Annotated in this window: 26 protein-coding genes and 2 other annotated features; of the genes, 24 read left to right on the top strand and 2 right to left on the bottom strand. The window is 36.4% G+C overall.

Translation table 11 applies throughout. The features are described from left to right. The first annotated feature begins 113 nt into the window (after positions 1-113). The 3 genes from icd to ACXY7N_RS20785 all read left to right on the top strand — a co-directional run bounded on the left by icd (position 114) and on the right by ACXY7N_RS20785 (position 3,054). Positions 114-1,406 carry an NADP-dependent isocitrate dehydrogenase gene (gene icd, locus ACXY7N_RS20795; RefSeq protein WP_016086002.1) on the top strand — a complete coding sequence of 431 codons (1,293 nt, stop codon included), beginning with the start codon at positions 114-116 and terminating at the stop codon, positions 1,404-1,406. Positions 1,407-1,425: 19 nt separating this feature from the next. Beyond that, positions 1,426-2,364, top strand: coding sequence for a malate dehydrogenase (mdh, locus tag ACXY7N_RS20790; RefSeq protein WP_000153232.1), 939 nt, complete (start codon positions 1,426-1,428; stop codon positions 2,362-2,364). 216 nt (positions 2,365-2,580) lie between these two features. Further along, entirely contained in the window at positions 2,581-3,054 is a 474-nt protein-coding gene (locus ACXY7N_RS20785; protein ID WP_016086003.1) for a MaoC family dehydratase, read from the top strand. Between the two features lie 56 nt (positions 3,055-3,110). On the opposite strand, the gene ACXY7N_RS20780 is transcribed toward ACXY7N_RS20785, so the two are convergent. Then, a complete protein-coding gene (locus ACXY7N_RS20780) occupies positions 3,111-3,242 on the bottom strand; it encodes a hypothetical protein (RefSeq protein WP_016086004.1) in 132 nt (43 codons plus the stop codon). An 88-nt stretch (positions 3,243-3,330) separates the two neighbouring features. Here ACXY7N_RS20780 and ACXY7N_RS20775 point away from each other — a divergent pair, with 88 nt between their 5' ends. The 19 genes from ACXY7N_RS20775 to ACXY7N_RS20685 all read left to right on the top strand — a co-directional run bounded on the left by ACXY7N_RS20775 (position 3,331) and on the right by ACXY7N_RS20685 (position 23,533). Continuing rightward, positions 3,331-3,567 carry a hypothetical protein gene (locus ACXY7N_RS20775; protein ID WP_033659780.1) on the top strand — a complete coding sequence of 79 codons (237 nt, stop codon included), beginning with the start codon at positions 3,331-3,333 and terminating at the stop codon, positions 3,565-3,567. Positions 3,568-3,715: 148 nt separating this feature from the next. Further along, on the top strand, positions 3,716-4,435 hold the full coding sequence (gene phoP / locus ACXY7N_RS20770; protein WP_016086006.1) for a two-component system response regulator PhoP: 720 nt from the start codon (positions 3,716-3,718) through the stop codon (positions 4,433-4,435). Continuing rightward, positions 4,428-6,191: a sensory box histidine kinase PhoR gene (phoR, locus tag ACXY7N_RS20765; protein ID WP_016086007.1), complete on the top strand. Its 1,764-nt coding sequence runs from the start codon at positions 4,428-4,430 to the stop codon at positions 6,189-6,191. The genes phoP and phoR overlap by 8 nt, the downstream gene beginning before the upstream one ends. Positions 6,192-6,474: 283 nt before the next feature. After that, entirely contained in the window at positions 6,475-9,108 is a 2,634-nt protein-coding gene (polA, locus tag ACXY7N_RS20760; protein ID WP_488592592.1) for a DNA polymerase I, read from the top strand. 12 nt (positions 9,109-9,120) lie between these two features. Next, the gene (mutM, locus tag ACXY7N_RS20755) at positions 9,121-9,951 is read left to right on the top strand and encodes a DNA-formamidopyrimidine glycosylase (protein WP_016135432.1); all 831 of its coding nucleotides are present in this window, start codon (positions 9,121-9,123) and stop codon (positions 9,949-9,951) included. Between the two features lie 72 nt (positions 9,952-10,023). Then, a complete protein-coding gene (gene ytaF, locus ACXY7N_RS20750; RefSeq protein WP_016135431.1) occupies positions 10,024-10,656 on the top strand; it encodes a sporulation membrane protein YtaF in 633 nt (210 codons plus the stop codon). 53 nt (positions 10,657-10,709) lie between these two features. Next, on the top strand, positions 10,710-11,312 hold the full coding sequence (coaE, locus tag ACXY7N_RS20745; RefSeq protein ID WP_016086010.1) for a dephospho-CoA kinase: 603 nt from the start codon (positions 10,710-10,712) through the stop codon (positions 11,310-11,312). Between the two features lie 109 nt (positions 11,313-11,421). Beyond that, positions 11,422-12,450 (top strand): glyceraldehyde-3-phosphate dehydrogenase, encoded by a 1,029-nt coding sequence (locus tag ACXY7N_RS20740; protein ID WP_000198979.1) that lies wholly within the window; start codon positions 11,422-11,424, stop codon positions 12,448-12,450. A gap of 387 nt (positions 12,451-12,837) precedes the next feature. Beyond that, complete coding sequence (gene speD / locus ACXY7N_RS20735) at positions 12,838-13,221, top strand: adenosylmethionine decarboxylase (protein WP_002003660.1); 384 nt, start codon at positions 12,838-12,840, stop codon at positions 13,219-13,221. Between the two features lie 284 nt (positions 13,222-13,505). After that, positions 13,506-13,967, top strand: coding sequence for a transcriptional regulator NrdR (nrdR, locus tag ACXY7N_RS20730; RefSeq protein ID WP_001203687.1), 462 nt, complete (start codon positions 13,506-13,508; stop codon positions 13,965-13,967). A gap of 151 nt (positions 13,968-14,118) precedes the next feature. Next, positions 14,119-15,525 carry a replication initiation and membrane attachment family protein gene (locus tag ACXY7N_RS20725; RefSeq protein WP_016135430.1) on the top strand — a complete coding sequence of 469 codons (1,407 nt, stop codon included), beginning with the start codon at positions 14,119-14,121 and terminating at the stop codon, positions 15,523-15,525. A gap of 33 nt (positions 15,526-15,558) precedes the next feature. Continuing rightward, on the top strand, positions 15,559-16,497 hold the full coding sequence (gene dnaI, locus ACXY7N_RS20720; RefSeq protein ID WP_016086012.1) for a primosomal protein DnaI: 939 nt from the start codon (positions 15,559-15,561) through the stop codon (positions 16,495-16,497). 277 nt (positions 16,498-16,774) lie between these two features. Continuing rightward, a complete protein-coding gene (gene ytxC, locus ACXY7N_RS20715) occupies positions 16,775-17,656 on the top strand; it encodes a putative sporulation protein YtxC (protein ID WP_016136839.1) in 882 nt (293 codons plus the stop codon). Between the two features lie 31 nt (positions 17,657-17,687). Beyond that, positions 17,688-17,916, top strand: a binding site (T-box leader). A 48-nt stretch (positions 17,917-17,964) separates the two neighbouring features. Then, a complete protein-coding gene (thrS, locus tag ACXY7N_RS20710; protein WP_000786076.1) occupies positions 17,965-19,902 on the top strand; it encodes a threonine--tRNA ligase in 1,938 nt (645 codons plus the stop codon). 210 nt (positions 19,903-20,112) lie between these two features. Then, positions 20,113-20,233: a sequence feature (ribosomal protein L20 leader region), on the top strand. 62 nt (positions 20,234-20,295) lie between these two features. Continuing rightward, complete coding sequence (gene infC, locus ACXY7N_RS20705) at positions 20,296-20,802, top strand: translation initiation factor IF-3 (protein WP_170959974.1); 507 nt, start codon at positions 20,296-20,298, stop codon at positions 20,800-20,802. Positions 20,803-20,820: 18 nt separating this feature from the next. After that, positions 20,821-21,021 carry a 50S ribosomal protein L35 gene (gene rpmI / locus ACXY7N_RS20700; protein ID WP_001125946.1) on the top strand — a complete coding sequence of 67 codons (201 nt, stop codon included), beginning with the start codon at positions 20,821-20,823 and terminating at the stop codon, positions 21,019-21,021. Between the two features lie 37 nt (positions 21,022-21,058). Beyond that, positions 21,059-21,415 carry a 50S ribosomal protein L20 gene (gene rplT, locus ACXY7N_RS20695; protein WP_001138362.1) on the top strand — a complete coding sequence of 119 codons (357 nt, stop codon included), beginning with the start codon at positions 21,059-21,061 and terminating at the stop codon, positions 21,413-21,415. A 470-nt stretch (positions 21,416-21,885) separates the two neighbouring features. Further along, positions 21,886-22,377, top strand: coding sequence for a dUTP diphosphatase (locus ACXY7N_RS20690; protein ID WP_000365057.1), 492 nt, complete (start codon positions 21,886-21,888; stop codon positions 22,375-22,377). A gap of 70 nt (positions 22,378-22,447) precedes the next feature. Next, positions 22,448-23,533, top strand: a complete 1,086-nt coding sequence (locus tag ACXY7N_RS20685; RefSeq protein WP_016086015.1) for a M42 family metallopeptidase — start codon at positions 22,448-22,450, stop codon at positions 23,531-23,533. Between the two features lie 40 nt (positions 23,534-23,573). On the opposite strand, the gene ACXY7N_RS20680 is transcribed toward ACXY7N_RS20685, so the two are convergent. After that, positions 23,574-24,191 carry a TetR/AcrR family transcriptional regulator gene (locus tag ACXY7N_RS20680; RefSeq protein WP_000023656.1) on the bottom strand — a complete coding sequence of 206 codons (618 nt, stop codon included), beginning with the start codon at positions 24,189-24,191 and terminating at the stop codon, positions 23,574-23,576. Positions 24,192-24,488: 297 nt separating this feature from the next. Between ACXY7N_RS20680 and ACXY7N_RS20675 the strand changes: the two genes are divergently transcribed. Both ACXY7N_RS20675 and ACXY7N_RS20670 read left to right on the top strand, forming a co-directional pair. Further along, entirely contained in the window at positions 24,489-25,142 is a 654-nt protein-coding gene (locus tag ACXY7N_RS20675) for an HlyD family secretion protein (RefSeq protein ID WP_016086016.1), read from the top strand. A gap of 12 nt (positions 25,143-25,154) precedes the next feature. Beyond that, positions 25,155-26,954, top strand: coding sequence for a DHA2 family efflux MFS transporter permease subunit (locus ACXY7N_RS20670; protein WP_016136838.1), 1,800 nt, complete (start codon positions 25,155-25,157; stop codon positions 26,952-26,954). Positions 26,955-26,988: the final 34 nt, after the last annotated feature.

Genomic DNA, 26,988 nt, shown 5'->3' with positions numbered 1-26,988 from the left:
TTTTTTTGGGAAGATGTAATGATTAGAATATTTTAATTTGACTAACGGTTTGAACTGAGGGGTTATTCCCTCAGTTTCATACATATGAAATTTCAAACATGGGGGTTATCACATTGACGACAGGTGAAAAAATTACTGTAACTAATGGTGTTATGAATGTACCAAACAATCCGATTATTCCATTTATCGAAGGAGATGGAATTGGTCCTGATATTTGGGCAGCTGCATCTCGTGTACTAGAAGCAGCAGTTGAAAAAGCTTATGATGGTGAGAAGAAAATCGTTTGGAAAGAAGTGCTTGCAGGGGAAAAAGCATTCAACCAAACAGGCGAGTGGTTACCAGAAGAAACTTTAAATTTAATCCGTGAATATTTAATCGCGATTAAAGGTCCACTTACAACTCCAGTTGGCGGTGGTATTCGTTCTCTAAACGTAGCACTTCGTCAAGAATTAGATTTATATGTATGTCTACGTCCAGTTCGTTATTTTGAAGGCGTTCCTTCACCTGTAAAACGTCCGGAAGATACTGATATGGTTATTTTCCGTGAGAATACAGAAGACATTTATGCTGGAATTGAATACGCACAAGGATCTCCAGAAGCAGAAAAAGTTCTTGCTTTCTTAAAAGAAGCAATGGGTGTTAATAAAATCCGCTTCCCAGAAACATCTGGTATTGGTATTAAACCAATCTCAGAAGAAGGGACAAAGCGTCTTGTTCGTGCTGCAATTCAATATGCAATTAACGAAAAACGCTCTTCTGTTACATTAGTTCATAAAGGAAACATTATGAAATTTACAGAAGGTGCTTTCAAAAACTGGGGTTACGAAGTAGCGGAACAAGAATTCGGCGACAAAGTATTCACTTGGGCTGAATATGACCGCATCGTTGAGAAAGATGGCAAAGATGTAGCGAATAAAGCGATGGCAGACGCTGAAGTGGCTGGAAAAATCATCGTAAAAGATTCTATTGCAGACATCTTCTTACAACAAATTTTAACTCGTCCACGTGAGTTCGATGTTGTTGCAACAATGAACTTAAATGGAGACTATATCTCTGATGCACTTGCTGCACAAGTAGGTGGAATTGGTATTGCACCTGGTGCAAACATTAACTATGTAACTGGACATGCTATCTTTGAAGCTACACATGGTACAGCTCCAAAATATGCAGGTTTAGATAAAGTAAACCCATCTTCAGTTCTTCTTTCTGGTGTATTATTATTAGAGCACTTAGGATGGAACGAAGCTGCGAAATTAGTAACTGCTTCAGTTGAGAAAACAATTGCTTCAAAAGTAGTAACTTATGATTTCGCACGCTTAATGGAAGGTGCAACAGAAGTGAAATGTTCTGAGTTCGCTAATGAACTTATTAAAAACATGGATGTAGCGATAATCAAAAACGCATAATTAAAGCGGGGGGTAAATTATGACAATCAAACGCAAGAAAGTTTCAGTCATCGGTGCAGGATTTACAGGAGCAACAACAGCATTCTTATTAGCGCAAAAAGAACTTGCAGATGTTGTATTAGTGGACATTCCACAACTGGAAAATCCAACAAAAGGGAAAGCGTTAGATATGTTAGAAGCGAGCCCAGTACAAGGTTTTGATGCTAACATTATTGGAACATCTGATTACGCAGATACTGCTGATTCTGACGTTGTCGTTATTACAGCAGGTATTGCGCGTAAGCCTGGTATGAGCCGTGATGACTTAGTAGCAACAAACTCTAAAATTATGAAAAGTATTACGCGCGACATTGCAAAACATTCACCAAATGCGATTATTGTTGTATTAACAAATCCAGTTGATGCAATGACATATTCTGTATTTAAAGAAGCTGGATTCCCGAAAGAGCGTGTTATCGGTCAATCGGGCGTATTAGATACAGCTCGTTTCCGTACATTCATCGCGCAAGAATTAAATCTTTCTGTGAAAGACATTACAGGATTTGTTCTTGGTGGACACGGTGACGATATGGTACCTCTTGTACGTTATTCTTATGCAGGTGGCATTCCGTTAGAAACGTTAATTCCGAAAGAGCGTTTAGAAGCAATCGTAGAACGTACCCGTAAAGGTGGCGGCGAGATTGTAGGCTTACTAGGAAACGGTAGTGCATATTACGCACCAGCTGCTTCTTTAGTTGAAATGACAGAAGCAATCTTAAAAGATCAACGCCGTGTATTACCGGCTATTGCGTACCTTGAAGGTGAATACGGTTATAGCGACCTTTACTTAGGGGTACCAGTAATTCTAGGTGGTAACGGAATTGAAAAAATTATTGAATTAGAACTTCTTGCAGATGAAAAAGAAGCGTTAGATCGTTCTGTAGAATCTGTACGTAATGTTATGAAGGTTCTTGTTTAATAATTAAATATAATTGGAAAAAGATTCGGGGCCCCGAATCTTTTTCTACTATTTACTCAAATGTTTTTTTGAAATAACATGAAAACGCTATCATTTAATGTATCCTATAATGAAACTATAGATTTATACTATACATTGCCCTCATCATAGTAAATTTCGGATAAGGTATCGCTTTTAGTAGGATAATAAGGTGAAAAAATCGGAGGGGGTTGTAACATGTTAAAGAAAAAAGTTCAAATTGGTCGTAGAATGGATGAAATTACAGTAGGAGAGAAATTATCTATCACTGAAAAAATTGAGGATAAAGATTTGTTATTGTACTTAGGGTTAACGAATGATGCCAATCCATTATATATTCAGCATGATTACGCATCCCAAACTCCGTATGAAAAGCCGATTGTACCAAGCATTATGCTAACTGGAATGATTACAACGGCAGTTACGAAATATTTACCAGGTCCAGGTAGCCATATTACGAGGAAGGACCTTACGTTCGTGAAGCATGTTCACCATTATGAAACGTTACAAATCCACTTTGAAGTTGTGGCTGTTTCTGAGGAGGAACATACAATTGATATGCTTGTATCTGCTCATGATGAAAAAGGGGAAACGGTTGTAAAAGGTGCTTTAACAGTAACGCCGCCTTTTAAATCAGTTTCTATTATGGAAAAAGCATTAGATAATTTTTAAAACATGAAAATATGAATAGCGCTAGCATACCTTATTATAAGGGGCTAGCGCTATTTTTAGTTGAAAAATCCTTCTTTAAAACCTTCGACAAATTCTGAACAACCTGTTTTAATCGTATCCCAGCTTGGTACGTTAAAAGTAAGGAAACATGTTACTACTAAAGTTAAAATAGGTAGTAATACTCGCATAATAGCCCTCGAATCGTATTTATTTATATATTTAAATTAATAATATATTCATCGGTAATTGAAGTCAATGAAAGAAGTGGTTTTTAAGGTGAGATGGAAAAGAGAGGACGTTTTCTTTGATACGATAAGAGAAGCTGAAGTGTGGGCAGACGGGGTCGTGAATGAAATGTATGGAAGAGTATTTGATGGATATGAAACACTAGATTATAAAATAGCGTATGCTCTTGCGTTTTTTCTAGCGAAAAATCGAGAATTCAATATTCATACGGAAGTAGAATTTAATGAAAATATAGAGGTGTATAAAGTATGGATAACAACACGTTAATTGGAGTGAATGAGTAATAACGATAGAACAATCTGAATCCATGAATAGACAATTATATTGAGAGGGACCTTGTTTTCTAGTATGATGAGAATAACGGGGAAAATACTAGGATGAAGAAGGTTTCAAGTCTATAACTTGGAGGAAAAGAATGAACAATCGTATTTTAGTAGTTGATGATGAGGAGTTTATCTTAACTTTAATTGAATTTAATTTACAACAAGCTGGGTTTGAAGTGATAACAGCTATGGATGGAGAAATGGCGCTTCAAAAAGCGACAACAGAACGCCCAGATTTAATTATATTAGATTTAATGCTTCCGAAAATGGATGGTATGGAAGTGTGTAAAGAATTACGATTGCAGCGCGTTATGACGCCAATTCTAATGTTAACAGCAAAAGATGATGAATTTGATAAGGTGCTAGGTCTTGAACTTGGGGCAGATGATTATATGACGAAGCCATTTAGCCCAAGGGAAGTTGTTGCACGTGTGAAGGCAATTTTGCGCCGCACGAAATTACAACAAGAAGAACAAGTTGCAGAAACGTCAGATGAAGAGAGCATCACACTTGCTGAACTTAAAATTTTGCCGGAATTTTATGAGGCTTATTTCCAAGGAAGAAAGCTTGAATTAACACCAAAAGAATTTGAATTACTTGTTTATCTTGCGAAAAATAAAAGTCGCGTGTTGACACGTGATCAATTATTAAGTGCTGTATGGAACTATGATTTTGCTGGTGATACACGAATTGTTGACGTTCATATTAGCCATTTGCGCGATAAAATTGAACAAAATACGAAAAAACCGACGTACATTAAAACGATACGTGGTTTAGGATATAAATTAGAGGAGCCAAAAGGGGATGAATAAATTTCGTTCCAGGCTTCTTTTTACATTTGTTTCTCTTATTGTGTTTATTTTAGTCGGACTCGGTTTATTGCTGGAAACCGTGTTTGAAAACTACTATATTGATCATGCAAAAGAGAGAATGATAAAAGAGACAGAGTATGTTGCGGTATTAGCAGAAGAACAAGGTTTTGATGATGTTTTAAAAAATCCATATGTATTTGAAAAGTTAGAAGAAAAAATACAGGCTTCTATTGCATTTGTAGATGAAAAAAAGAAAGTTCAATATAGCGGCGGAGAACAGTCTGCGTTTAGCCAAGAGATAATTAAAGAACTTTCTTCTGAAACAATGAAACAAAGGAATAAAGTCATTACGAAAGAAACAGATCAGAATAATGAATTTTACCATGCGGTGTTCGTTCAAGATGTAGCAGGGAAACAAGGGTATATTTTGGTGAAAAGTACAATTGAGCCTTTGAAAGCCGTTCATCAAAAAACGTGGGGATTATTAATTATCGGATTTGTTATCGCGTGTCTCGTCGTCGTATTTTTAGGTATGAAAATTACAGGGCAATATATTAGGCCGATTGAATCGGTTACGAAAGTGGCTATTGAATTAGCGAAGGGCAATTATAAAGCACGCGCTTATGAAAGTCATTCTGATGAAACGGGAATGTTAAGTAAAGCGATTAATATTTTAGCTCGTAATTTACAAGAGATGACACTTGAACAAGAAATGCAACAAGATCGTCTACATACGTTAATTGAAAATATGGGAAGCGGAATGATTTTAATTGATAGCCGCGGTTATATAAACCTTGTAAACCGTTCGTATAAGGAGACTTTCCACGTAACAGATGAAGAATATTTAGATCGTTTATATTATGAGTCGTTTCATCATACAGAAATTATAGAGCTCGTGGAAGAAATCTTTATGACAGAAGTGAAAGTGCGTAAACAAATGTTATTGCCGCTTGGGATTGAGCGAAAGCATTTCGAAGTATATGGAGCACCGATTATTGGGACGAACCATGAATGGAAAGGAATTGTCCTTGTATTCCATGACATTACTGAGCTAAAGAAATTAGAACAAATGAGAAAAGACTTTTTAGCGAATGTTTCTCATGAACTAAAGACACCGATTACTTCTATTAAAGGTTTTTCAGAAACGCTCTTGGATGGAGCGATGGATAATAAGAAATTCTGCGAACATTTCTTACACATTATTTTAAAAGAAAGTGAACGCATGCAAGGATTAATTGAAGATTTATTAGATTTATCAAAGATTGAGCAACAAGGATTTAAATTGAGTATGGGGACCGTTGATATGAAGGGACTTCTTGAAGACATTCATATGGTGCTTGATAACAAAGCGGGAGAAAAAGAAATCTCTTTACAAGTAAATGCGCTAAAACGTGTCTCTGTCATTGGAGATCCAAGTCGTTTGAAGCAAATCTTTATTAATTTAATGAATAACGCAATCGTATATACGCCGGCTGGAGGCGTTGTTTCTGTAGAATTAGCAGAAGATAAATATAATGCTTATATAAAAGTGTCAGATACTGGAATTGGTATTAGTAAAGATGAAATTCCACGTATTTTTGAACGCTTTTACCGAGTGGATAAAGCGAGAAGTAGAAATACTGGTGGTACAGGTCTTGGATTATCGATTGTAAAGCATTTAGTTGAGGCGCATCACGGTATGATTACAGTAGATAGTGAAGTTGGGGAAGGGACAACATTTACAGTTGTTTTACCGAAATCAGCAACTGAAAAATAGGATGAAGGATGTTTACAATATATTAACAATGGCTTAATTAAATATTAATAAAGCTCTGTTAATATAATACATGAAAACCCCTTCATCCAAGGAGTAATTTTGGACGAGAATAGTTATGCTGTTCTCGTCACTTCCCTTTTATGTTAGTAAACGTTTTTATATATGATAGAAAATAGCCGTTATTTTTCTTCTCTCTATTAGTCATGTTAATATAGAGAAAGGAAAGGAACGGTTTTTTTCTGTGAAAAAAACCATTTCAAATTTGTATGGGGAGGTTTCTGATTTGGAAAAAAAAGTCGTATTAGTAGATGGTAATAATATCGCGTATCGTGCTTTCTTTGCACTACCGCTTTTAAATAACGACAAAGGTATACATACGAACGCAATTTACGGTTTTACAATGATGTTAATGAGAATATTAGAGGAAGAAAAACCGACGCATATGTTAGTAGCGTTTGATGCGGGTAAAACAACGTTCCGTCATAAAACGTATAGTGATTATAAAGGAGGACGTCAAAAGACTCCGCCTGAATTATCAGAACAATTCCCGTTTATTCGTGAGATGCTTGATGCATTCAATGTACCGCGTTATGAATTAGAAAATTATGAAGCGGATGACATTATGGGAACGTTAGCGAAAGAAGCGAGTGAACAAGGGGCAAATGTAAAAGTTATTTCAGGAGATAAGGATTTACTTCAACTGGTTTCTGATAACACGCTTGTATGTATTCCTCGAAAAGGGATTACAGAAGTGGATGAATATACGACGGAAGCTTTATTTGAGAAATACAGCTTATCACCAAAGCAAATTATCGATATGAAAGGTTTAATGGGAGACCAGTCAGATAATATTCCGGGTGTACCAGGAGTTGGTGAAAAAACTGCGATTAAATTGTTAACACAGTTTGGAACGGTTGAAGCAGTGTATGAAAATATAGATCAAGTGAGTGGGAAGAAATTAAAAGAAAAACTGGAAGCAAATAAAGACCAAGCTCTTATGAGTAAAGATCTTGCAACGATTATTACAGATGCACCAATTACTGTGCATGTGGATGATATGGAGTATAAAGGGTATGAAGCAAGTGATGTGATTCCAATGTTCGAGAATTTAGGATTTACATCTCTTTTAAATAAATTAGGTGTTACGCCAGAAGAAACGGCTCCAGCGGAATTAGATGATATTACATTTGATATTGTGGAAGAAGTTACAGAAGAAATGCTTCAGCAAGATAGTGCGCTTATTGTTGAAGTACAAGAAGATAACTATCATAAAGCAGATATTCAAGGTTTTGGTATTCAAAATGAAAACGGCTGTTACTTTATTCAGAAGGATATTGCATTTGCATCGGATGCTTTCAAAGCATGGCTTGCAAATGGAGAAATGAGAAAGCATACATTTGATGCGAAGCGTGCGATTGTTGCGCTTAAATGGAATGGGATAGATATGCAAGGGATTGACTTTGATCTATTAATCGCTGCTTATTTACTTGACCCGGCTGACACAGATAAAGATTTCCGTACTGTAGCGAAAATGAAAGAAACGCATGCTGTGAAATCGGATGAAGAAGTTTACGGAAAAGGCGCGAAGCGTGCTGTTCCAGAGTTAGAAGTAGTAGCGGAGCATGTAGCTCGTAAAGTGCATGTATTATATGATGTAAAGCAAACATTCGTTGAAGAGTTAGAAAAGAATGAGCAATATGAACTGTTTACAGAGTTAGAATTACCACTTGCACGTGTATTAGCTGATATGGAAGTAAAAGGTGTAAAAGTTGATACAGAGCGTCTTCGTAATATGGGAGAAGAACTTGCAGGTAGATTAAAGGAAATGGAACAGGAAATTTATAAGCTTGCAGGAACAGAATTTAATATTAATTCACCGAAGCAGCTTGGTGTTATTCTGTTTGAGAACTTAAACTTACCAGTTATTAAAAAGACGAAAACAGGTTATTCTACGTCAGCTGATGTACTAGAAAAGCTTATGGATCGCCATGAAATCATTCCAAACATTTTACATTATCGTCAATTAGGGAAACTAAATTCAACTTATATTGAAGGTTTATTAAAAGTTGTACATGAAGATTCATCTAAAATCCATACTCGTTTCAATCAAGTATTAACGCAAACGGGTCGATTAAGTTCAACGGATCCGAACTTACAAAATATCCCGATTCGATTAGAAGAAGGAAAAAAGATTCGTCAGGCATTTGTTCCATCAGAAGAAGGATGGATTATGTACGCGGCAGATTATTCACAAATTGAACTTCGCGTATTAGCTCATATTGCAAATGATAAAGGGCTAGTTGAAGCGTTCCAACATGATATGGATATTCATACGAAAACAGCGATGGATGTATTTGGCGTTGAAAAAGATGAAGTAACGTCGAATATGAGACGACAAGCGAAAGCTGTTAATTTCGGAATTGTGTATGGTATTAGTGATTATGGTCTTTCAAAAAACTTAGGAATTACAAGAAAAGCAGCAGCGGAATTTATTGAAAAGTATTTAGAAAGTTTCCCTGGTGTACAAGAATACATGAGTGACATCGTAAAAGATGCGAAACAAAAAGGATATGTGGCTACATTATTAAATCGCCGCCGTTATATTCCGGAAATTACGAGTCGTAATTTCAATTTACGAAGCTTTGCTGAGCGTACGGCTATGAATACACCAATTCAAGGGACTGCGGCAGATATTATTAAAAAAGCGATGATTATTATGGCAGACCGTCTAGAAGAAGAAGGATTACAGGCGCGTCTACTTCTGCAAGTACACGATGAATTGATATTTGAAGCACCAAAAGAAGAGATTGAAAAATTAGAGAAGCTTGTACCAGAAGTAATGGAGCATGCGATTGAACTCGTAGTTCCGCTGAAAGTTGATTATTCTTACGGTCCAACTTGGTACGACGCAAAATAAGGAAGTGATGAAATGCCTGAATTACCAGAGGTTGAAAACGTCAGACGGACACTTGAAAATCTTGTGACAGGAAAAACAATTGAAGATGTCATTGTTACTTATCCGAAAATAGTAAAACGACCGGATGATGCAGAAATTTTTAAAGAAATGCTAAGAGGCGAGAAGATTGAAAGTATAAAGCGAAGAGGAAAGTTTTTGCTTTTATATGTAACGAATTATGTTATTGTTTCACACTTGCGTATGGAAGGTAAGTTTTTACTGCATCAAGAGGGTGAACCAATTGATAAGCATACGCACGTCCGTTTCTTATTTACAGATGGAACTGAATTACATTATAAAGATGTGAGAAAGTTTGGTACGATGCATCTCTTTAAGAAAGGTGAAGAGTTGAATCAAATGCCTCTTGCTGACTTAGGTCCGGAGCCGTTTGATGCTGAATTGACACCACAGTATTTACAAGAAAGATTGCAAAAGACGAATCGTAAAATAAAAGTCGTATTATTAGACCAGCGACTTTTAGTAGGGCTTGGAAATATATATGTAGATGAAGTTTTATTCCGTTCTCAAATTCATCCGGAACGAGAAGCTTCGTCTTTAACAGCAGAAGAAATTGAACGAATTTACGAGGCGACTGTTACAACGTTAGGTGAAGCAGTGAAGCGAGGCGGAAGTACAATTCGAACGTATATCAACTCGCAAGGGCAAATTGGTTCGTTCCAAGAACTTCTAAATGTATATGGAAAAAAGGGAGAACCGTGTGTAACTTGCGGTACGATATTAGAAAAAACAGTTGTTGGCGGAAGAGGAACGCATTACTGTCCAATTTGTCAGCCGAGAATATAGAAAAGAGATAACATCGGATAGGCATTTGTCATATACATACAGCAGGGCTATGTATAAGGGAGGAGCTTACCGATGTACCTTTATTTATCTCTTATTTTATTAGCTTTTACATTAAGCTTAGATAGCTGTAGTGTAGGGCTAACATATGGTTTAAGAAGCGTAAGAATTCCACTAAGATCAATTATAATTATCGGAATGTGTTCAGCGGCTGTTATGCTTGTTTCAATGGGAATTGGACATATGATCGCGAAAATATTTTCACCTGCTATCGCAACGCGTATCGGTGGGCTTGTTCTTATTGGAATTGGAATTTGGGTGTTATACCAATTTTTTCGAAGTGAAAAAAAAGAAGAACCGAAGCAAGAGGAGAAGGTTTGGAAATTAGAAATTGCTTCACTCGGGCTAGTGATTCAAATTTTACGGAAACCGACTGTTGCAGATTTTGATAAATCAGGCACCATTTCTGCAGGAGAAGCGTTACTTCTTGGTATCGCTCTTTCTATAGATTCGTTCGGTGCTGGAATTGGTGCATCTTTATTAGGGTATGCACCTGCTATGATGGCGATATTAGTTGCAGTGATGAGTTCTTTGTTTTTATTTATTGGAATGAAACTTGGAACGGTTTTATCAAATATGAAATGGTTACAAAAATTTACATTCCTGCCTGGGGTATTACTCATTATTATTGGAATTTGGAAAATGTAAGTATGGGCGTGGAACATTAGTTTCGCGCCTTTTATATTGTGAGGAGGATTATGATGACAGTAGTAATTGGATTAACGGGAGGCATTGCAAGTGGAAAAAGTACAGTGTCTCAAATGTTTCGTGAACTGAGTATACCAGTTATTGATGCAGATATTATTGCGCGAGAAGTTGTAGAACGAGGAAAACCAGCATATAACAAAATTGTAGAAGTGTTTGGAACGGAAGTATTACAAGAAGATGGAGAACTGGATCGTCCAAAATTAGGAAGTGTCGTTTTCTATAATGAAGAAAAACGATTGCAGTTAAACAAAATTGTTCATCCTGCAGTGCGTGAAGAAATGAATAGGCAAAAGGAAATGTACATAAAAGAAGGTGCGCAAGCGGTTGTTTTAGATATTCCTCTCTTATTTGAAAGTAAATTAACAAGTCTCGTTGACCGCGTTTTAGTTGTAGCAGTTAAGTCGCATACGCAATTAGAACGTTTAATGAAACGAAATAATTTTTCGGAAGAAGAAGCAACAGCTCGTATTCAATCTCAGATGCCATTAGAAGAAAAAGTGAAAAATGCAGATGAAGTGATAAATAATGATGGCACAATTATGGGAACGAAAACACAATTACAGGTGATTTTAAAGAATTGGAACATTATTGACTAAAAAATTGTGAAATTAATGAAAATGCTTAGTGACATATCCTCTTTTTGTGTTATACTATTATTGGGATTGGAGATAAATAGTATAACGCATTCAAGGGGGATAACATATTATGACTCGTGTGGCAATTAATGGATTTGGACGTATTGGGAGAATGGTATTTCGTCAGGCAATAAAAGAAAGCGCATTCGAAATTGTAGCAATCAATGCAAGCTATCCATCTGAAACGTTAGCACATTTAATTAAATATGATACAGTTCACGGCAAGTTTGACGGAACAGTAGAAGCATTTGAAGATCACTTATTAGTTGATGGGAAAATGATTCGCCTTTTAAACAACCGCGATCCAAAGGAATTGCCTTGGACAGATTTAGGTGTTGAAGTTGTAATTGAAGCAACTGGTAAATTTAATTCAAAAGAAAAAGCAATTCTTCATGTTGAAGCTGGAGCGAAAAAAGTTATTTTAACAGCGCCTGGTAAGAATGAAGATGTAACAATTGTAGTTGGTGTGAACGAAGACCAATTAGATATTACAAAACATACTGTTATTTCAAATGCATCTTGTACAACAAACTGTTTAGCGCCTGTTGTTAAGGTGTTAGATGAGCAGTTTGGCATTGAAAACGGTTTAATGACAACTGTTCACGCTTATACAAATGACCAAAAAAATATTGATAACCCACATAAAGATTTAAGAAGAGCACGTGCTTGCGGACAATCAATCATTCCGACAACGACAGGTGCCGCGAAAGCGCTTGCAAAAGTTCTTCCGCACTTAAACGGAAAACTTCATGGTATGGCACTTCGTGTACCAACACCAAACGTGTCTCTTGTTGACTTAGTAGTAGATGTAAAACGTGATGTGACAGTTGAAGCTATTAATGAAGCATTCAAAACTGTTGCAAACGGTGCGTTAAAAGGTATTGTAGAATTCAGTGAAGAACCTTTAGTATCTATTGACTTTAATACAAATACACACTCAGCTATTATTGATGGTTTATCTACAATGGTAATGGGTGATCGTAAAGTGAAAGTACTTGCTTGGTATGATAACGAGTGGGGCTACTCTCGTCGTGTTGTAGATCTTGTAACGCTAGTTGTTGAAGAATTAGCGAAACAAGAAAATGTGCAACATATTTAAGTGAATAAGGGAGAGGGCAAGGGAATATTTGCCCTCTTTTTTTATTTTTTTCTGAAAAGGAAAAAAATTATATAAGTATATTTTTGAAAGTGGACATACCACGAAACGTTGTGATTACTGTATTTGTGAATCGTTTATTTTTTTTAGGGAAAAGTAAAGAGGAAAATATGACAGAAAATCGAAAAAACTGTTGTTGCAAAATGAAAATAAACAAAGTATACTAACACTCGTAAACTTAAGAGCTGAGGTACGTAGTCACTACTTAAAGGGTTAGGACCTCTCTGGACTAACTTTCCCCCGTGGTAGTGGAGCAAGCCAAATTGCAAATTAGTTTTCAATTCGAACAGTTAGAATAAATTTACAAGGGGGAACTGTAGAATGGATACTATGGATACGATGGGTCGTCACGTGATCGCTGAACTTTGGGATTGCGATTTCGACAAGCTTAATGACATGCCGTATATTGAACAATTATTTGTGGATGCAGCACTAAGAGCTGGTGCTGAAGTGCGTGAGGTTGCTTTCCATAAATTTGCACCACAAGGTGTAAGTGGAGTAGTAATTATCTCGGAATCACATTTAACAATTCATAGCTTTCCGGAGCACGGTTACGCAAGTATTGATGTTTATACTTGTGGGGATCGTATTGATCCAAATGTTGCTGCAGAATATATTGCAGAAGGTTTAAACGCGAAAACGCGTGAGAGCATCGAGCTTCCTCGAGGCACTGGTAGCTTCGAAATTAAGCAGAGAGAAACAAAAGCTCTTTAAAAAAGAACATAATTGATTTAAAATGTAAAGAGGTGTATAATGCACCTCTTTTTTAGTTTATAAAAAAGGAAACATATAACGTACTCGTTAGTGAGATAAATTGAGCTCTTACGAATAAGTTATCACCCCATCTACCATCTTATTTTTAAAAACGAGATGTTAAAGTAATGTGCTGAAACTTAAAGTGGTAAGAGAGTTAGAATGAGTTATATAATACTGTATATATATTGTAGATGAAGTAAGTAGAGAAAAAATAAAGAGTATAGTGTAAAGGAGTGAATATATTGCGTTGTCCATCCTGTTCTCATAATGGTACAAGAGTGTTAGATTCGCGTCCGGTAGACGAGGGGCGCTCTATTCGAAGAAGGAGAGAGTGTGAAAGTTGTTTAAGTCGCTTTACGACATTTGAAAGAGTAGAAGAGTCACCTCTTATCGTTGTAAAAAAAGAAGGCACACGAGAAGAGTTTAATAAAGAAAAGATTTTGCGCGGCTTAATTAAAGCGTGTGAAAAAAGACCAGTATCTTTAAGGCAATTAGAAGAAGTAACTCAAAGTGTGGAACGTGAACTTCGTAATTTAGGTATATCAGAAGTGAAAAGTGATATGATTGGTGAAATTGTTATGGAAGAACTGCGTGATATCGACGATGTTGCTTACGTACGTTTTGCTTCTGTATATCGCCAATTTAAAGATTTAAATGTATTTATTGAAGAATTAAAAGATATACTGCAAAAAGAAAGAGAATAGAAGCTGTATTTTATTCTCTTACATACCGTAAGTAATGAGATAAGAGAGCTAGAAGCGAAAGCTAATAGCTCTTTTTCGCTAAGAAATTATATAATGAAGATAGAACGAATGAAGTAGAGTATAGATTGGATGAGAGAAAGGAAAAGCAAGAATGGAAAAACAGTCATGGATGGAGCTATTGCCAATTGATCGTTATAAAGTAAGTGCGAAAGGGTTACTGCATAATTACGACCGAAAAGTATTAACGATGTTGTATCAGCCGTTAATAGGTAGTAGAGCTTTTAGCTTGTACATGACGCTATGGGGAGAGTTAGAGCAAGATCGTGTATTTGGAAAAGAGAATACACATCATTCCCTTATGGTGACCATGCAAATGCAGCTTCCTGAAATATATGAGGAACGAGTAAAGTTAGAGGCAATTGGGCTTTTAAAAGTATATATTAAGAAAGAAAAAGATATTCGAATGTTTATATACGAGCTGCAACCACCTTTATCTCCAAAGCAATTTTTTGATGATATTGTGTTAAGTATCTTTTTATACAATCGATTGAGCCGGACAAAATATAATCAAGTAAAGCAATATTTCTTAGAAGAAGAATTTGATTTTGCTTCTTATGAGAATGTTACGCGTTCTTTCAATGATGTGTTTGGTTCGTTTAATCCAGGACAGCTTGAGCATGCGCAAGAGGACCTTCGTATTCCAAAAACGACAGTGATGCCAAGTAACAAGAAGGGAGACGCTCCAAAAGTTTGGAATGATTTCTTTGATTTCTCCTTATTTGTAGATGGTTTGTCCGCTCTTGTCCCTAAAAAGGCGATTACAGATCAAGTGCGAGAATGTGTCATTACACTCGCTTACGTGTATGATGTAGATGTGTTATCGATGCAAAATATCGTTCTTGGTGCGGTGACAGAGATGCAGACAATTGATATCGAAAGGCTTAGAAAAGGAGCACGTGATTGGTATCAGTTCGAAAATGGTCAAGCGTTACCTGTATTAAGTGAAAGAGTACAGCCTCATGCTGCACGTGTGATGAAAGAGAAAGAGCCTTCTACACAAGAAGAGATGTTAATGCAACAGTTAGAGGAAATCTCACCAAAACAACTATTGAAAGAAATTTCTGGTGGTGCAGAGGCGACGAAGGCTGACTTGCAAATCGTTGAAGATGTAATGATCAATCAAAAGTTAACGCCAGGTGTTGTGAATGTACTTATTTATTACGTTATGCTACGCTCAGATATGAAACTTGCGAAAACGTATGTGGAGAAGATTGCTGGGCATTGGGCACGTAAAAAGGTCGGTACAGTAGCTGAAGCAATGGCGTTAGCGAAAGAAGAAAATCGTCAATATCAAGAATGGGCTGAGACGAAGAAAAAAGGCCGTACCTCGAGGAAAACAGTGCGAAAAGAAATGGTGCCAGATTGGCTGAAAGAAGAGCCGAAAGAACAAGAGAAAGAAACAGTGAAGAAAGATGTAAATAAGAAAAAAGATGCAAGTACGTTAGATGATGAACGAAAACGACTAGAAGAAGTGTTGAAAAAATATAAGCGTGATTAATAGAAGAGAATGAACGCTCTTTGAGGTGAGAAAATGGAGCATATTCAAAATTCATTTGCAAAGTTAATGGAAAATAAAAATTTTAAAAATAGATATGAAGTATTAAAGGCGGAAGTAATGGCACATCCGCGTGTGAAAGAATTTATAGACGAACATAAAGGTGAAGTAACAACTTCTATGATTGAGCGCAGCCTTGTGAAGTTATACGAATATATTGGACAAAGTGTAGGTTGTGCGGATTGTCCGGATCTAGGTTCGTGTAAAAACATGCTGCAAGGATATGAGCCAAAGCTCGTTATTCAAGGGAAGATGATTGATATTCAATACGATCGTTGCGTTAGAAAAGTAGCATATGACGAGAGAAAGAAATATGAAAAACTCGTTCAAAGTGTATATATGCCAACTGACATTTTACAAGCGACGATGGAAAACTTAGACCCTTCAGATTTAGATGCACGTATTGATGCAATTGGTGCAGCTAATGAATTTTTAAGTACATATGAACCTGGTAAAAAAGTGCAAGGTTTGTATTTGTACGGTAAATTTGGTGTAGGGAAAACGTATTTGTTAGGAGCAATTGCGAATGAGCTTGCTCAAAAGAAAATAAGTTCGATGCTCGTATACTTCCCTGAATTTCTACGTGAAATTAAAAGTTCGATTCAAGATAATTCGATTGGGGAAAAGATTGATGCAGTGAAACGCGTACAAGTTTTAATGTTAGATGATATTGGAGCAGAAGCGATGTCAAGCTTTGTGCGTGATGATGTGCTTGGCGCAATTTTGCAATTCCGTATGTTAGAAAACTTACCGACGTTCTTTACGTCTAACTTTGATTTCAAGGAATTGGAACATCATTTAACGTATACACAACGTGGTGAAGCAGAACAAATGAAAGCAGCACGTATTATGGAACGAATTAAATATTTAGCGAAACCAATTCCAATTGGCGGGAAAAACCGACGTCATAAGTAAAAGAGCAAGCTGAGAAGCTTGCTCTTTTTTCGTTTTGAACACTTTTCAGACTAGGTGAATTGTAAAACGAAAAGTTCTTATGGAAAATTCATTGTAGCTTGTATCATTTTTTTCTCCCTCCCTTAATATATATAAAATTAGCAAGCCATATCGAGTGGATTTTCTAGCGATAAGAACTGTAATTCTACTAAGAGTGAACTTCCACGGGACGGACTCTTATAGGATTTGTAACGTATAGATACAGTCCTTTAGAGCAGGGATAAAAGGGGGGACAAGAGTGATTGAAATTTGCTTCGAAGAAAAAAATGATGCTATGCATGTATATAGACAGCTACTGAAAAGAGCGGAACTGTTATATAAGGAAACGAGTGTATATTTACAGGAACAAAAGATTGTAATTCATATACCAGTATGTGAATCGAATTATATTGAAAAGATTTTATTGCCAGTAATGGTATATTTCATTGTGAATGTAAAGCAAAACGAGTGGATTTATACAATCTTAAAAGAAAAGTTTTTTTATGAAGAAGAGGAAGAGTGTCATCAAATATTGCATATGGCACAAGAGATATTAAAGGGAAGAAGAAAAGGGGTTGCTCGTGAATTAACACGTCATGCATTCGAATCATATATTAAGTCTTCTTTAAATAATTGGCTTTGTGATCCGCTTTCGTTCTCGTTTTCATCATATGTTCGTTTTCGTCTTCGTACATATAGGGAAATGGTAGCTAAGATTGCTGAAGTGGCGATTGATGAGTATAAGTTGGAACAAGAATATCAAATGTTTATTGAGACGCTCCGGCAACAAGTACGTAGCCGAAAATCACGGTTGTCCAGTGTGCATCTTATTTTTGATGAAAGTTTTATTTTCTATGATGATAAAGGTAGACGTTTAAAACAAGAGAAATTGGTTCAATATATAGATGAAGACTTATTAAAGCAAAAGGATGTATATATTGATACGAAAGTAATTGCACCACTTCTTTCTATTTCGCCGAAAAAAATTTATTTATATACGAAAGAACAAGACCATAATATGATTATTACTTTGCGAAATGTATTTCAAGAGCGGGTACAATTACATGGATTACATGAGTTTGAGCGCAATGTGAAAAAATTAAAAAATAAAGGTAACGCCCTTGATTTTCTAAGTTTTTGAGCATATAATTACCTACATAAATGAAATATATTGAAATGTCATGATGAGGACATGAGTAGTTTTCTACGATTTTCAGAGAGGGAAGCCTTAGGGTGTGAGCTTCCTAGTACGGGATTATTACTTACCACCTCTAAACTTTAGCAGTGAACGGTTTTTCTAGTAATTGCTAACGGACAACACCGTTATGTTGAACTTGAGCAATTAACAATAAGGTTAATTGGAACAAGGGTGGAACCACGAATTCAACACTCGTCCCTTTTTACGGGATGAGTGTTTTTTATTTTGAAAAAAAAGAGGAGTGACCAGTGATGGCAGATGTAGTTAAAATTACTTTCCCTGATGGAGCTGTGAAGGAGTTTCCAAAAGGCGTAACAACTGAAGAAATCGCAGCTTCTATTAGCCCAGGCTTAAAGAAAAAAGCTGTGGCTGGAAAATTAAACGATGAGATGATTGATCTTGTTACACCAATCGAAGAAGATGGTGCAGTTTCTATTATTACATTAGATTCTGAAGATGGCTTATACATTTTACGCCATTCAACAGCCCACCTATTAGCACAAGCATTAAAACGTTTATATAAAGATGTTAAGCTTGAGCTTGGCATTGGTCCAGTAATTGAAAATGGCTTCTACTACGATATCGATATGGAAGAAGCAATTACGGTTGAAGACTTCAAGAAAATCGAAAAAGAAATGCAAAAAATTGTGAACGAGAACTTAGAAATCGTTCGTCATGAAGTACCACGTGCAGAAGCACTTCGTCGCTTTGAAGAAATCGGCGATGAGTTAAAATTAGATTTAATTAACGATCTTCCAGAAGATGCAGTTATTTCAATCTATGAGCAAGGCGAATTCTTCGACCTTTGCCGTGGTGTTCACCTTCCGTCTACAGGGAAAATTAAAGTATTTAAATTATTAAGCGTTGCGGGTGCTTACTGGCGCGGCGATAGCAATAATAAAATGCTACAACGTATTTACGGTACTGCATTCGTTAAGAAAGCAGAATTAGATGAGCACTTACGTATGCTTGAAGAAGCGAAAGAGCGCGATCACCGTAAATTAGGTAAAGAATTAAAACTATTTACTAATAGCCAAAAAGTAGGGCAAGGTTTACCACTTTGGTTACCAAAAGGTGCAACAATTCGCCGTATTATCGAGCGTTACATCGTTGATAAAGAAGCTAGCTTAGGCTATGATCACGTATACACTCCAGTACTAGGAAGCAGAGAGCTTTATGAAACTTCTGGTCACTGGAATCACTACCGTGATGGTATGTTCCCATCAATGGAAATGGATAATGAAGAATTAGTTCTTCGTCCAATGAACTGCCCTCACCACATGATGGTTTATAAAAACGATATTCACAGCTACCGTGAATTACCAATCCGTATTGCGGAACTTGGAACAATGCACCGCTATGAAATGTCAGGTGCGTTATCTGGATTACAACGTGTACGTGGAATGACTTTAAACGATGCACACATTTTTGTTCGCCCAGATCAAATTAAAGAAGAGTTAAAACGTGTTGTAAACTTAACTCTAGAAGTGTACAAAGATTTCGGTTTAGAGAACTACTCATTCCGTCTATCTTATCGTGACCCAGCAGACACTAAAAAGTATTATGCTGATGACGAGATGTGGGAAAAAGCACAAGGTATGTTAAAAGAAGCTATGGATGAAATGGGTCTTGATTACTATGAAGCTGAAGGTGAAGCGGCATTCTACGGTCCAAAACTTGACGTTCAAGTTCGTACTGCTCTTGGAAAAGACGAAACACTTTCAACTGTACAATTAGACTTCTTACTTCCAGAACGCTTTGAATTAGCTTACGTTGGTGAAGACGGTAAACAACATCGTCCAGTTGTAATTCACCGTGGTGTTGTATCAACTATGGAACGTTTCGTAGCCTTCTTAATTGAAGAATACAAAGGTGCATTCCCAACTTGGTTAGCTCCAGTTCAAGCACAAGTAATTCCAGTTTCTCCGCAAGTACATTTAGACTATGCGAAGAAAGTGCAAGATGAATTACGCCGTGCTGGTATCCGTGTTGAATTAGATACTCGTGAAGAGAAAATTGGTTACAAAATTCGTGAAGCACAAATGCAAAAAATTCCGTACATGCTTGTAGTAGGTGACAATGAAGTAACTGAAAACGGCGTAAACGTACGTAAATATGGTGAACAAAAATCAGAAACAATCGCATTAGATGCTTTTGTTGATATGATTAAAGTAGAAGGAAAACGATAAGAAATTGCCGCGGGATACCGCGGCTTTTCTATGTAATGTAGGTAAGGCGAATTAGAAAAAATAACCATGTAACACTTATCGTAAAAAAGTATTGCAAGTATGTTAGTTGTTTGTTACAATATTTCTTGTTGTTAGTAAAACACATTGCGTCTTCTTGACAGACGTCATGTCCTATGATAAACTCATCAAGGATAATAGAATATTGTTTTGTGGAACAAGTAGAAGCACCCGCTTCTCACCTGATGGACGCATTCGCAGTTTACAGGTAAATGTATTTCTTACTTAAGATTTTACAAGTGTGGGTGTCGTATGCCCGCACTTTTTTTGTCGGGTTCTATGACTACAAAATATGTTCTGAAAAAACCTTGGAGGTGGCTTACTATTAGCAAGGATATGATGATTAACGAGCAAATTCGTGCACGTGAAGTACGTTTAGTTGGTGCAAATGGCGATCAACTTGGAATCAAGTCTCGTAATGACGCTTTAGACTTAGCTGCAAATCTTAATCTTGATTTAGTATTAGTTGCTCCAAATGCGAAACCGCCAGTATGCCGCATTATGGACTACGGTAAATTCCGCTTTGAGCAACAGAAGAAAGAAAAAGAACAGCGCAAAAATCAAAAAGTAATTAGCATGAAAGAAGTTCGTTTAAGTCCAACAATTGATGAACACGACTTTAACACAAAACTTCGTAATGCTATCAAGTTTTTAGAGAAAGGCGACAAGGTTAAAGCGTCAATTCGCTTTAAAGGACGTGCCATTACTCATAAAGAAATCGGTCAACGTGTTTTAGATCGCTTCTCAGAAGCTTGTGCTGAAGTTAGTACAATTGAATCTAAGCCTAAAATGGAAGGACGTAGTATGTTCTTAGTTTTAGCACCGAAAAACGATAAGCAATAGATAGAGGAGGAAATACCTATGCCTAAACAAAAAACTCATCGCGGCTCTGCAAAGCGTTTCAAAAAGACTGGATCAGGTAAACTGAAACGTTCTCACGCTTACACAAGCCATTTATTCGCTAACAAATCTACAAAAGCTAAACGTAAACTACGTAAAGCTGGTGTAGTAAGCGCTGGTGACTTCAAACGCATTCGTCAAATGCTTGACAACTTAAAATAAGTTCGGCTGATATATAGAACAATTAGGAGGTAATATTATGCCAAGAGTAAAAGGTGGTACAGTTACTCGTCAACGTCGTAAAAAAGTAATTAAATTAGCAAAAGGTTACTACGGTTCAAAAAATACATTATTCAAGGTTGCTAACCAACAGGTTATGAAATCTCTAATGTATGCATTCCGTGACCGCCGTCAAAAGAAACGTGACTTCCGTAAATTATGGATCACACGTATCAACGCAGCAGCTCGTATGAATGGTCTTTCTTACAGCCGCTTAATGCACGGTCTTAAAAATGCTGGCATCGAAGTTAACCGCAAGATGCTTGCTGACTTAGCTGTTCATGACGAAAAAGCTTTCGCTGAATTAGCAACAGTTGCAAAAAACAACATTAACTAATTAATTAGTTGAAACCTTAGAAGATTTTTCTTCTAAGGTTTTTTTATTTGTATGCAAAGAGAGGTATGTCGTTACTGATATGACAAAATCAATCTAAAAGCTATAGCAATATAGAAGAATATATATATGAAGTCAGGAGAATCCTCCTGGCTTTTTTTAATTCTACCCCTTTGGAAAGAAGAGTATCTTTCCTACCTGAAACGACACTGCTATAATGGAAAGATGATATGGAACTTTCATCAGATAAAATAAAATTTTTATTAGTGGGCAATCCCCCGATAATGATTAACTATCACCAATCGGAGTGAACAATCTAATCGTGATGATTGAAACGTATTTGTAAATTAAGGACAAGCTATTTTGTAAAGAGATAAATGGCTGACTTATTAATAAGAAATGAAAAATAATAATGAACTTTGAGATGAAACAACATTGTTGCGTAAAATGCGATGTTGGAGGAGGACAATAGAATGGACTTACTACAACTATTTAAATTACAAAAAGAATTAGATGACCGTATTGTGAAAGAGCATGACTTACAACCGAAAAAGTTGTTAAAAGAAAAGATGTTAGCTCTTCTTGTGGAAATTGGAGAACTTGCAAACGAAACACGTTGTTTTAAATATTGGAGCAACAAACCAGCATCAGAACGTGAAGTAATCTTAGAAGAATACGTAGATGGTTTGCATTTTATTTTATCCATCGGAATTGATTTAGGTATTGATAAAAACTTCCTATTCTATAAATGTGCACAGACGAATAAAACACAAGTGGAAATTTTCTTAGACACATATGCAAAAGTAATTCGTTTTACAGATCAACCATCTATTACGAACTATATTGAATTATTTACAAGCTACCTTCGACTTGGACAAGCGCTTGAGTTTGAGCAAGAAGAGATTGAGAAGGCATATTTAGATAAAAATGAAGTAAATCATCAGCGTCAAACACAAGGATACTGATTTAATTTTTGAATATTTCAATTTAATTATTGTATAATGAAGTGACTGAAGAAAAAGGAGGGTGTTGGCAATGACAAAATTAGACACGACATTGACAATGCTAAAAGAATTAACAGATGCACGTGGTATTGCTGGTAACGAGCGTGAACCACGTGAAGTAATGAAGAAATATATCGAGCCGTTTGCAGACGAACTTTCTACTGATAATTTAGGGAGTTTAGTTGCAAAAAAAGTAGGGGAAGAAAACGGCCCGAAAATTATGGTTGCAGGTCATTTAGATGAAGTTGGCTTTATGATTACGCAAATTGATGACAAAGGTTTCCTTCGTTTCCAAACAGTTGGTGGCTGGTGGTCACAAGTTATGCTTGCGCAGCGCGTGACAATTGTAACGCGTAAAGGAGATGTAACAGGTGTAATTGGTTCAAAACCACCGCACATTTTACCTCCAGAAGCACGTAAAAAGCCAGTTGATATTAAGGACATGTTCATCGATATTGGTGCTTCTAGCCAAGAAGAAGCGATGGAGTGGGGCGTACGACCAGGAGATCAAGTTGTACCTTACTTTGAATTCCAAGTGATGAAGAATGAAAAAATGTTACTTGCAAAAGCATGGGATAACCGAATTGGTTGTGCAATTGCAATTGACGTATTAAAACAATTAAAAGATGAAAAGCATCCAAACGTTGTATATGGCGTAGGGACTGTACAAGAAGAAGTCGGTCTTCGTGGCGCGAAAACATCTGCAAACTATATTAAACCAGATATCGCATTCGCAGTAGATGTTGGTATCGCTGGTGACACACCTGGTGTAACGGCAAAAGAAGCGCAAAGTAAAATGGGTGATGGACCACAGATTATTTTATATGATGCGTCTGTTATTGGTCATACTGGTTTACGTGACTTTGTAGTTGATGTTGCTGACGAATTAGAAATTCCGTATCAATATGATTCAGTAGCGGGCGGAGGAACGGATGCAGGTGCAATTCACATTGCTGTAAATGGTATTCCGTCTATGGCAATTACAATTGCAACGCGCTACATTCATTCTCATGCGGCAATGTTACACCGTGATGACTATGAAAATGCAGTGAAGTTAATTGTAGAAGTTATTAAACGTCTTGATAAAGAGGCTGTACATAACATTACATTTAATTAATAGAAAAAGCGAAGGAGCCTCTCCTTCGCTTTTTTATGTTTTAAAAAGGTCTCTCTAATCCAGCGGCAGTATGAGCTCCTAAAATAATTAAACGAGTTAATTGCATGGCCATAAAATGCGGGGTATAAATCATCCCTCTTTTTAACCAGGACATAATCATCCCGATATGAGCTCCTGTCACATAACTAATTAAAATATCACGAGGAACCATAAGGTCTTTATCATCTGGCTGTGAAATAGATAAGCTTAGTGTTAAATGAGTTTGGATTGTTTTCATCATTTTATAAGAGTAGTTCCCGGCTGCCTTATCGCCAAGCATAACGTTATAGAAGTTCACATTTTCTGCAATATGTTCGAATAAAGCTAAAAAGGTTGGATTTGGTGAATCAAATGTAAGTTGAAACTCTTCTTTATTTCTATTTTTTGGTTTAATAACTTCTGTTAATTTCTCTAACATTTCTTCGATGCTTTTGTCTAATAGATCATATTTATCATGGTAATGGCTATAAAACGTAGCGCGGTTTACAGGAGCACGTTCTGCGATATGTTGAACAGTTACATCGTCAAATCCTTTTTCGCCTACTAAAGCGACAAAAGCATCCTGTATGAGTTGTCTCGTCCGCTTTACACGTGGATCATTTGTATTTTTAATAGACATTTTTACTTCTCCTCGTTTAATTTTCTATACTTAAACAACATATTGATATTATATTGTTGTTTAAGCAACATTTCATATGGAAATTGTCGGTTGTAGATTCAAAATAATTATTTATAATTATAAACGATAGTCCTTCAGAAATCAGCACCGCTCGCAGGTAGACATATTTTCGTTTACGCTGTAAATGGTGTGATTTTTTTGTTTAAAGGTTAATATAATTAACAATTAAACAGTCTAAACAATAAGGACGTAAATAGTTTAGAAAAAAATTATATGCGATATAAGGAGAGGAATGCAATGAATCAGTTTCGAAGAATGGTAATTATCAACATTATCACATTAATTGTACTAGTTGGCGGCGGTATTGGCGGTTATTACTATTACAACCAAACGGAAAATTACTTAAAAACAGACAATGCAAAAATTGATGGAAAGGTAATTCCGATTGCTTCACCAGTAGCGGGTAAATTAACGGACTGGAAAGCTGAAGTAGGAAAAAACTACAATGAGAACGATAAATTAGGTGCTGTTACTGTAGCGGCAGCTAATGGAGAACAAACAGTAGATGTAACAATTCCGCAAAATGCAACAGTTGTACAATCAAACGCGACGACAAATGCTTTTGTTGGAGCAGGTAGCCCGATTGCTTACGCATTCGATATGAACAATTTATGGGTAACAGCAAACATTGAAGAAACAGTGATTGACGATGTTCAAAAAGGTCAAACAGTAGATGTATATGTAGATGCATACCCAGATACAACGTTAACAGGGAAAGTAGAACAAGTTGGATTAACAACAGCAAATACATTCTCAATGTTACCATCAAGTAACGCAACAGCGAACTATACAAAAGTAAAGCAAGTTGTACCAGTTAAAATTTCTTTAGATCATAGTAAGTCAGTAAATATTGTTCCTGGAATGAATGTGTCAGTTCGTATTCATAAGTAAGGGGGAGATGAGATGTCCTCAATTGCAATTGTAGGATATGCACTATTTTGTATAATCGTCTTCTTCCTTGTAAATCGTCTTTTACGAAAGAAAAAAACGAACGTGGGAGAAGAACAAGTCCCAGCCGTAAGTAAAATAGAAGTAAGTAAAGAAGAAACAGAAGAGAAAGAAAATGAACGAAAGCAAGAAGTAGAAATTTCTAATGTAGTTGAGTTAGAAACAAGCAAGCAAGAAGAAACAAAAGAAGTAAAAGAAATGCCGAAAAAACAAACGTCTATGCCGATAGAGAATGTAAATGTAAAAGCAGTTGTAACAGTATTAATTCTCGGTATGTTCGTTTCTATTTTAAACCAAACGATCATTAACGTTGCATTACCTCCGTTAATGAATGAATTTAACGTATCAACGTCAACGGCGCAATGGTTAATTACAGGATTCATGCTTGTAAATGGTATTTTAGTACCGATTAGTGCCTTTTTAGTTTCACGATTTACGTATCGTAAATTATTTGTAGCAGCAATGTTATTCTTTACTGTAGGATCTATCATTTGTGCTACATCAGGAAACTTTACAATGATGATGACAGGTCGTATTATTCAAGCGGTCGGTGCAGGTATTTTAATGCCAGTTGGTATGAACATCTTCATGACGTTATTCCCGCCTCATAAGCGCGGGGCAGCGATGGGATTACTAGGCGTTGCGATGATTTTAGCACCAGCTATCGGACCAACTGTAACGGGCTGGGTTATTGAAAACTATAGCTGGAACTTAATGTTCTACGGAATGTTTGTAATTGGTTTAATTATTACGTTCTTATCTTTAAAATTCTTTACACTTGCTCAGCCAGTGTCTAATACAAAATTAGATGTATTTGGTGTGATTAGTTCAAGTATTGGACTAGGTAGCTTACTGTATGGATTTAGTGAAGCTGGAAATAATAGTTGGACTAGTGCCGAAGTTGTTATTTCACTTGTTATCGGTGTAATTGGTTTAGCGTTATTTATTTGGAGAGAATTAACAACGGACAATAAAATGCTTGATTTACAAGTATTTAAATATCCAGTATTTACTTTCACTTTAGTAATTAACGCAATCGTTACGATGGCATTATTCGGAGGCATGTTATTGCTTCCGGTATATCTGCAAAACATTCGCGGTTTCACACCGATAGAATCAGGTCTATTATTACTTCCAGGATCATTAATTATGGGGATTATGGGACCTATTGCAGGTAAACTATTTGATAAGTATGGTATTCGTCCGTTAGCAATTGTCGGATTAGCCATTACAACATTTGCGACATATGAATTCACAACGTTATCGATGGATACACCGTATAGCGTTATTATGACGGATTATATTATACGTTCGATTGGTATGTCATTCATTATGATGCCAATTATGACAGCTGGTATGAACGCACTGCCGATGAAATTAATTTCTCACGGTACAGCAACGCAAAATACGTCAAGACAAGTAGCTGGTTCAATTGGAACGGCGATATTAATTACACTTATGACGCAACAAACGACTGCTCACGTAGCAGATTACGGCAACATGTTAACAACATCAAATCCAATTTTAGTTGATAAAGTACACGGCATGGGGCAAAGCTTAGCGGCCTTAGCTGGATCAGCGCAAGCAGGAGATGCGATGAGCACGCAACTATTATATGGGCAAATTTCAAAACTATCTGCAATTAACGGTATTAACGATGCCTTCTTAATTGCGACGATATTAGCAGGGATTGCTTGGGTGTTATCGTTCTTCTTACCATCAGGCAATAAAACAAATAAAAAAGCAGGGAATTAATTTCCCTGCTTTTTTGTGCTTTTTATAAAAGGAA

The organism is Bacillus sp. 5w2 (assembly GCF_054353775.1).
The sequence above is the reverse complement of the archived record's forward strand: the minus strand, read 5'-3'. Positions and strand labels throughout refer to the sequence as shown.